This window comes from Streptomyces sp. 15-116A (assembly GCF_025290915.1).
Classification (GTDB): Bacteria; Actinomycetota; Actinomycetes; order Streptomycetales; family Streptomycetaceae; genus Streptomyces.
Genome location: NZ_JAOCQE010000286.1, coordinates 1 through 7,657, shown reverse-complemented (window position 1 = coordinate 7,657; position 7,657 = coordinate 1). Strand labels below are relative to the sequence as shown.

At 70.2% G+C, this 7,657-nt stretch carries 5 protein-coding genes and 1 pseudogene; 3 read left to right on the top strand and 3 right to left on the bottom strand.

Features of this window, described 5'->3' with window-relative positions; genetic code table 11:
* Window positions 1-430: pseudogene (locus N4P33_RS29810) on the bottom strand (septum formation initiator); the annotation flags it as partial.
* A gap of 582 nt (window positions 431-1,012) precedes the next feature.
* Between N4P33_RS29810 and N4P33_RS29805 the strand changes: the two are divergent.
* Entirely contained in the window at window positions 1,013-1,846 is an 834-nt protein-coding gene (locus tag N4P33_RS29805) for an HAD family phosphatase (RefSeq protein ID WP_260830057.1), read from the top strand.
* Between the two features lie 347 nt (window positions 1,847-2,193).
* Here N4P33_RS29805 and N4P33_RS29800 read toward each other — a convergent pair whose 3' ends face one another.
* The gene (locus N4P33_RS29800) at window positions 2,194-3,018 is read right to left on the bottom strand and encodes an oxidoreductase (protein WP_260830056.1); all 825 of its coding nucleotides are present in this window, start codon (window positions 3,016-3,018) and stop codon (window positions 2,194-2,196) included.
* 101 nt (window positions 3,019-3,119) lie between these two features.
* Between N4P33_RS29800 and N4P33_RS29795 the strand changes: the two genes are divergently transcribed.
* On the top strand, window positions 3,120-4,100 hold the full coding sequence (locus N4P33_RS29795) for an ATP-binding protein (protein WP_260830055.1): 981 nt from the start codon (window positions 3,120-3,122) through the stop codon (window positions 4,098-4,100).
* A 46-nt stretch (window positions 4,101-4,146) separates the two neighbouring features.
* On the opposite strand, the gene N4P33_RS29790 is transcribed toward N4P33_RS29795, so the two are convergent.
* A complete protein-coding gene (locus N4P33_RS29790) occupies window positions 4,147-5,400 on the bottom strand; it encodes a hypothetical protein (RefSeq protein WP_260830054.1) in 1,254 nt (417 codons plus the stop codon).
* 256 nt (window positions 5,401-5,656) lie between these two features.
* Here N4P33_RS29790 and N4P33_RS29785 point away from each other — a divergent pair.
* The coding region (locus N4P33_RS29785) for a SulP family inorganic anion transporter (RefSeq protein WP_260830053.1) at window positions 5,657-7,657 on the top strand (2,001 nt) is incomplete at its 3' end.

The window sequence follows — 7,657 nt, the reverse complement described above, 5'->3', positions numbered from 1 at the left end:
CCCCGCCCCGGCCGCCGATGACGCCGACGGTCAGGGCGGGCCGTCCGACGCCCTCGGCCACGTCGGCGATACGGTCGACCAGCCACTGCTCCCCGTCGGGCAGCATCAGCACATGGTCGGCGCCGATCTCCACGGCGCGCCGCCAGACCCCGGAGTCGTCCTGGTCGCGGCCGACCAGGACCACACCGCGCCGCCGTGCGGCTCCGCGGACGCGCCGCGCGGCGTCGTCGCCGACGAGCACCAGCGGCGCGGCCTCCCAGCTGCCCCTGGGTTCCGGCACGCCGTGATGGACCTCCGGTGTGGCGCCGGCGGCCGCGCACAGGCGCAGCAGGTCGTCGAGGAGCTGTGCGTCCTCGGTGACGATCAGCGGTCCGCCCTGGCGGCCTCCTCCGGCGGCGGGCGGCGGATCGTGTGTGACGGTTCCGGCCATGTTCGTCCCCCTTCGCTGCATCTCGCGCAGCCCCTGCGGCCCCGCGATTCCCAAACGTGTGAAGAACCGGCAAGGGGCCGTCATATGGACGGCCGACAGAAACCGGCCAAACGCGACCCGGCAAACGCAAGCGGCTGTGAACTCGCCGCGAGCGGGGCGCGTTGGAATCACGGTGCAGCGATCGGGAAATCGATGTGGATCTTGGTCGAAAACTGTGGACAAGTCGACCGTTGTGAATATCGCCATCACTCATACAGGTGAGCGCGGCTCATGTTCCTGACGGGCGTCGCAGCGCAGCCTGGAGATTACCCACAGTAACAAACCATGCGCATGCCAACCCCGCGCACGCTGCGATCACACAGCAAGCGCTTCAACCACGAACGGAGTAAGAAAACCCACCCGGACATGCGACGACCCCCGCCGGGGGGGAGAGCGGGGGTCGTCCCCACGGCCGACTCGGGGGGGGGAGGAGTCGGGCCGGGTTAGCACGGTCGCGCGAACGATCCGTGACTTCCATGGTGTACCCGAGAGCCCTCTCAGGCAAACCCACGCGCCCTACCTTACGCCGAATGAGGTGCGCCTATGCTCAGGGGCGTGGAAAACCACTCCTTGCCCCGCACAGCGGCCTTCTTTGATCTGGACAAGACGGTCATTGCGAAGTCGAGCACGCTCACCTTCAGCAAGTCGTTCTACCAAGGCGGCCTGATCAACCGCAGGGCAGTACTGCGTACCGCATATGCCCAGTTCGTCTTCCTGGCCGGCGGCGCCGACCACGACCAGATGGAGCGGATGCGCAAGTACCTGTCCGCGCTGTGCCGCGGCTGGAACGTCCAGCAGGTCAAGGAGATCGTGGCCGAGACCCTGCACGACCTGATCGACCCGATCATCTACGACGAGGCCGCCACCCTCATCGAGGAGCACCACACGGCGGGCCGCGACGTGGTGATCGTGTCCACCTCGGGCGCCGAGGTGGTCGAGCCGATCGGCGAGCTGCTCGGGGCGGACCGGGTGGTCGCCACCCGCATGGTCGTGGGCGACGACGGCTGCTTCACCGGCGAGGTGGAGTACTACGCGTACGGCCCGACGAAGGCCGAGGCGATCCACGAGCTGGCCGCTTCGGAGGGGTACGACCTGTCCCGCTGCTACGCGTACAGCGACTCGGCGACGGACCTGCCGATGCTGGAGTCGGTGGGCCACCCGCACGCCGTGAACCCCGACCGCGCGCTGCGGCGCGAGGCGCTCGCGCGCGAGTGGCCGATCCTCGACTTCCACCGGCCCGTACGGCTCAAGCAGCGCCTGCCCGGCCTTTCCGTACCGGCCCGGCCGGCCCTGGTGGCCGCCGTCGCCATCGGAGCCGCGGCGGCCACCGCCGGCCTGGTCTGGTACGCCAGCCGCCGCCGACCGGCGTCCGTTTAGCGCCTCTTTGAACCTAAAAGTAAAGAAGCAGAGCCAGGACTTCCGCTTGCTTCAGTCCTGGAGTACAAAGGATTCAACGGCCCGCGAGACCAAGGACATCCGAGAGGATCACCTTCACAACGCAATTGGCCCCACGGACCGAGCATGAACACCGGGCACCCACGCGACGTCGACCCGTCGATTACGGGCCAGCCGCACCAGGTGACGGGCTAAGTCCCCGACCTGATGGGCATATATCGAGGACGCTTGGTACCCCGGTGGACATGCCAGCGGCGGTACGAGTCCCTCGTACCGCCGCATCACTGTTCCGGCGGGCCGGTGAGGCCCCGCGCATCACGCCCGGCGTGTCACGCGGCTCCGCGCTGCAGCGCCTCGCACACCGCCGTCGACTCCCGGGCCCCGAGTTCGACCGCCCGGCCGCAGTGGGAGATCCAGGCGGCCACGCCCTCGGGTGTCCCGGAGACATAGCCCTCCAGTGCCGTCAGATATGCCTCGCGGCCCAGCTCCGCGTGCCCGACCTCGGCCGGGCAGACCGACTTGGGGTCGAGCCCGCTGCCGACCAGGACGATGCGTTCCGCTGTGCGCGCGACCAGGCCGTTGTGGGAGACGAAGGGGCGCAGCGCGAGCAGTTCGCCGTGCACGATCGCGGCCGTCACCAGCGCCGGGGCGGAACCGCCCGCGATGATCAGCTCGGCCAGCCCCTCCAGCCGGCCGTGCGCCTCCGCCGCACCGGGCAGCGGGAGCGCGATCAACGGCTCGTCGACCGGCTCGCCCTCCTTGCGCGGGCGCCCGACCTGCTCGGCCTTGTCCGCGGCGGCCACCAGATGCAGCCGGGCCAGCACCCTCAGGGGCGACTGCCGCCAGATGGACAGCAGCTGACCGGCCTCGGCGGTCAGGCGCAGGGCCGCGCCCACCGTGCGTGCCTCGTCATCACCGCTGAAGTCACTGCGCCGGCGCACCTCCTCCAGCGCCCAGTCGGCGCCGGACAGCGCCGCCGAGCCGCGGGCGCCGCGCAGCGCCGCCTCGGAGGTGATCTCGTTGCTGCGCCGCCGCATGACCCGGTGCCCGTAGACCCGGTCCACGGCCTTGCGCACGGACTCCACGGATTCGGCCACGCCGGGCAGCGAGCCCAGGGCCGCGAGCGGGTCGGCGGACGCGCCTGTCGTACTCATGAGTACGACCCTACGCACACCGGGCCGCCACCCCACGATGGAGTGGTCTTCTTCACGTCCCGCTGCCACCTACAGCGATCGCGGCACTACTCTTGGTGAACATGAAAATTGCTTTCGTCGGGAAGGGCGGCAGCGGCAAGACGACCCTGTCCTCCCTGTTCATCCGTCACCTGACGGCCGAGGGCGCTCCGGTCGTCGCGGTCGACGCCGACATCAACCAGCACCTGGGCGCCGCGCTGGGCCTCGACGAGTCGGAGTCGGCGGAGCTGCCCGCGATGGGCACGCACCTGCCGCTGATCAAGGACTGGCTGCGCGGCAGCAATCCGCGCATCGCCTCCGCCGAGACGATGATCAAGACGACGCCGCCCGGTGAGGGCTCCCGGCTGTTGCGGGTGTGTGAGGACAATCCGGTCTACGACACCTGCGCGCGGCCGGTGGAACTCGACGGCGGGGCCGTCCGTTTGATGGTCACGGGCCCCTTCACGGACGCCGACCTGGGGGTCGCCTGCTATCACTCCAAGACCGGAGCGGTGGAGCTGTTCCTGAACCACCTGGTGGACGGCCCCGGCGAGTACGTCGTGGTCGACATGACGGCGGGCTCGGACTCCTTCGCCTCCGGCATGTTCACCCGCTTCGACATCACGTTCCTCGTGGCCGAACCGACCCGGAAGGGAGTCTCCGTCTATCGCCAGTACAAGGAGTACGCCCACGACTTCGGCGTCACCCTGAAGGTCGTCGGCAACAAGGTGCAGGGCCAGGACGACCTCGACTTCCTGCGCGCCGAGGTCGGGGACGACCTGCTGGTCACGGTGGGCCATTCGGACTGGGTCCGGGCCATGGAGAAGGGCCGGCCGCCCCGGTTCGACCTCCTGGAGGCGCCCAACCGCGCGGCCCTGCGCCGGCTGCACACGGCGGCCGACGCGACCTACGAACTGCGCGACTGGGAGCGCTACACCCGGCAGATGGTGCACTTCCATCTGAAGAACGCCCGCTCGTGGGGCAACGAGCGGACCGGAGCCGACCTGGCCGCGCAGGTCGACCCCGGTTTCGTGCTCGGGGAGAGCGTCACCGCGAGCGCGTGAGGCCCCGGACCGGCGATCGCGCCGCGCCCTCGCCGGTCCGGGGTGCTCAGCCCTTCGCCGCCGGCGCCCCGGGTACGCCCTTGGGTGCCGGGGCCGGGCTGCCGGCGAGGAAGGACTTCCAGCCCTTCTTCGGGGCCTCACCGACGCCCAGGGTGCGCAGTTTCTTCAGGGTCTTCGGGTCCTGGGCGTCCAGCCAGTCCACGAGTTGACGGAAGGAGACACAGCGCACCTCGGACTTGTTGCACACCGTCTCGACGACCTCTTCGACGGCCCGCATGTAGGTGCCGCCGTTCCAGGACTCGAAGTGGTTGCCGATGATCAGGGGTGCCCGGTTGCCGTTGTACGCCCGCTCGAAGCCCCGCAGCAGACCGTCGCGCATCTGGTCGCCCCACAGCTCGTGCTTGGCGGGGTCGCCCTGCGTGGTGGTGCCCGACTGGTTGACCATGAAGTTGTAGTCCATGGTCAACTGCTCGAAGCTGTGCCCCGGGAACGGCACGAGCTGCAGCGACAGATCCCACAGGCCCTGCTTCTTCTCGGGCCAGACCTGGTTGTTGACCCCGCTGGTGTCGTAGCGCAGGCCGAGGTCACGGGCCGCCTTCATGAAGTTCTTCTGGCCCTCCAGACACGGGGTCCGGGCGCCGATCAGCTCCTTGTCGTAGTCGAAGGGGAGCGGCGAGGCGTTCTTCATGCCCGTGTTGGTCTTCCACGTCTTCACGAACGACTTGGCCTGGGCGATCTCGTCCTTCCACTCCGCCACCGACCATTCGCCGACCCCACCGCCGCTGCCGCAGAAATGCCCGTTGAAATGCGTGCCGATCTCATTGCCCTCCAGCCATGCCAGCCGGAGTTGCTTCACGGTGTCGGCGATGCCCTGCCGGTCGTTGAAGCCGATGTCGGAGCGGCCCGGGGAGTGCTGCGGCGGCCGGTACAGATCGCGCTTCTCCTCGGGGAGGAGGTACACACCGCTCAGGAAGTACGTCATGGTCGCGTTGTTCTCACGGGCGACCTTGCGGAAGTGGGAGAACAGCCTCTGGCTGTCCTCGCCTGCGCCGTCCCAGGAGAACACCACGAACTGGGGAGGTTTCTCACCCGGCTTGAGCCTCTCGGGGCGGGGCAGGTGCGGCTGCGCACCGGTGTAGGCGGTGGAGCCGTCGCCGATCAGCCGGACCACGTTCTTCGGCGCCGGTGCGGGTTTCGCCTTCTGCTTGTCCTGCGAGCTGTCGGTGCCGCAGCCGGCGAGGGAGGCTGCGCCGACCGCGACCATCACGGTGCCCGCTGCGATTCTTCGGGTGGCGGCCATCCGTCCACCTTCTTCCTTCTCTCGGGCCAACCCTGCTGAGGGCGATCTCCGCCAAACTCGCACGGGACCGAGAAGGAATTAGTACGACAAGCCGATGAAATGGCCGCTTCACCCGCCCGAGGGATTGATTAGCCCATTTACCCCGAAAGTCTAGGTTTGCTCTTTACTCTGAATTACGATTCGTTTACTGACTGTTGACAGTCCCTGTTGGTACATCCCGCCGTCCGCGACCGCACGACCCGAGGAGACGGGAAGCATGTCAGCCTGCGTCCCCACCCATGCCCAAGGCTCGAACCCCACCGAGCGCACCCACCCCCCGCACAGCCCGCCACCGGCCGGCCCCCGCCGTTTCCGCATCGCGGGCGCCGACCTCTCCGCCTCGATCGCGGTCTTCCTGATCGCCCTCCCCCTGTCCCTGGGAATCGCCCTCGCCACGGGCGCCCCGCTGCAAGCCGGCCTGGTCGCCGCCGCCGTGGGCGGACTGGTCGCCGGCCGGATCGGCGGCTCCCCGCTGCAGGTCAGCGGCCCGGCCGCCGGACTCACCGTCGTCACGGCCGACCTCATCCAGCAGTACGGCTGGCGTACCACGTGCGCCATCACGGTGCTCGCCGGTCTCGCCCAACTCGGCCTCGGCTGCCTGCGGGTGGCCCGGGGAGCCCTCGCCGTCAGTCCCGCGATCGTGCACGGCATGCTCGCCGGGATCGGCGTCACCATCGCCGTCGCCCAGCTGCACATCGTCCTCGGCGGCACCCCGCAGAGCTCCGTCCCCGACAACCTCCTCGCGCTCCCCGCCCAGTTGGCGAATCTGCACCCCGCGGCCCTGTCGGTGAGCGTCCTGACCCTGGCGCTGCTGCTGCTCTGGCCGAGAATCCCCGGCCGGGCGGGCCGTCTGCTGCGGAAGGTCCCCGGTGCGCTCGTCGCCGTCGCCGGGTCCACCGCCGTCGCCGCCCTGGCCGGCCTGGTGCTGCCCAAGGTCGACCTGCCGTCCTGGAGCAACCACGCCCTGGCCGGACTGCCCGAGGGGCCGGTGCTCGGGCTGGTCGCGGCCGTCCTCACCACCACGCTGGTGTGCAGCGTGCAGTCGCTGCTCGGCGCGGTCGCGGTGGACAAGCTGGTGGCCGCCCGACCCGGTGCCGTCCCCGTCAAGCGCTCCGACCTGGACCGCGAACTGCTCGGTCAGGGCGCCGCGAACATCGTCTCCGGCTCCCTGGGCGGACTGCCCGTGGCCGGGGTCGCCGTGCGCAGCACCGCGAATGTGCACGCAGGGGCCGTGAGCCGGAACTCCACGATGCTGCACGGCGTTTTCGTAGTAGTCGCCACGCTGCTGATGGTCCCGCTCCTGGAGCTGATCCCGCTCGCCTCGCTCGCCGCCCTGGTGATGGCCGTCGGCATCCAGATGGTGTCCCTGCACCACATCCGCACGGTGACCCGCCACCGGGAAGTCCTGGTCTACGCCGTCACCACCCTCGGCGTGGTCTCCCTCGGCGTCCTGGAGGGGGTGGCGCTGGGCATCGCCGTGGCCGTCGGCGTCGCCCTGCACCGGCTCACCCGCACCCGTATCACGCACGACGAGAAGGAAGGAGTCCATCACGTCTATGTCAGAGGCCAGTTGACGTTCCTCGCGGTGCCGCGGCTCAGCCGGGCCCTGCATCTCGTGCCCCAAGGGGCGGACAGCGTCGTCGCGTTGGACGGGTCGTTCATGGACCACGCCGCCTACGAGACCCTGCAGGACTGGCAGAAGACGCACACCGCGCGGGGAGGCACCGTGCGGATCACCGGCCGCCGTTCCGCCGGTGTCCGGATCGCCGAGCCCGCCGCCCTGACCGCCGACCCCGTCGACGATCCCGCGCCGGGCGAGGGCGTCGGGGGCGACGGCCCCGGCACCTCCGACACCGACTGCCGCTGCCGCCCTTGGACGGCCTGGCGCAACCACCAGTGCGAACGCCCGCAAGCAGTGCACCCGTTGCACACACCGCAGGGCATGCGTGCCACGCCTGCTGCGCATGCCACGGGGGTTCCAGGGGCCGGTGCCGCGTCCGCGCCGAACGGTCACCCCACGCCCGCCGGGCAGGCCATGCACGCCGGGCAGTCAGCACCGCTCCGGGAGGCCGCACCGCTCTGGGAGCCCACACCGCCCGGGGAGGCCGCACCGGCGGGGCAGCCGGCGCCGCCCGTGGAGACGGCTCCCGCCGGGGGGACCCCAGCGGCCGGGCAATCGGCACCGGTCGGGGACACCACGCCGGCAGGACAGCCCGCG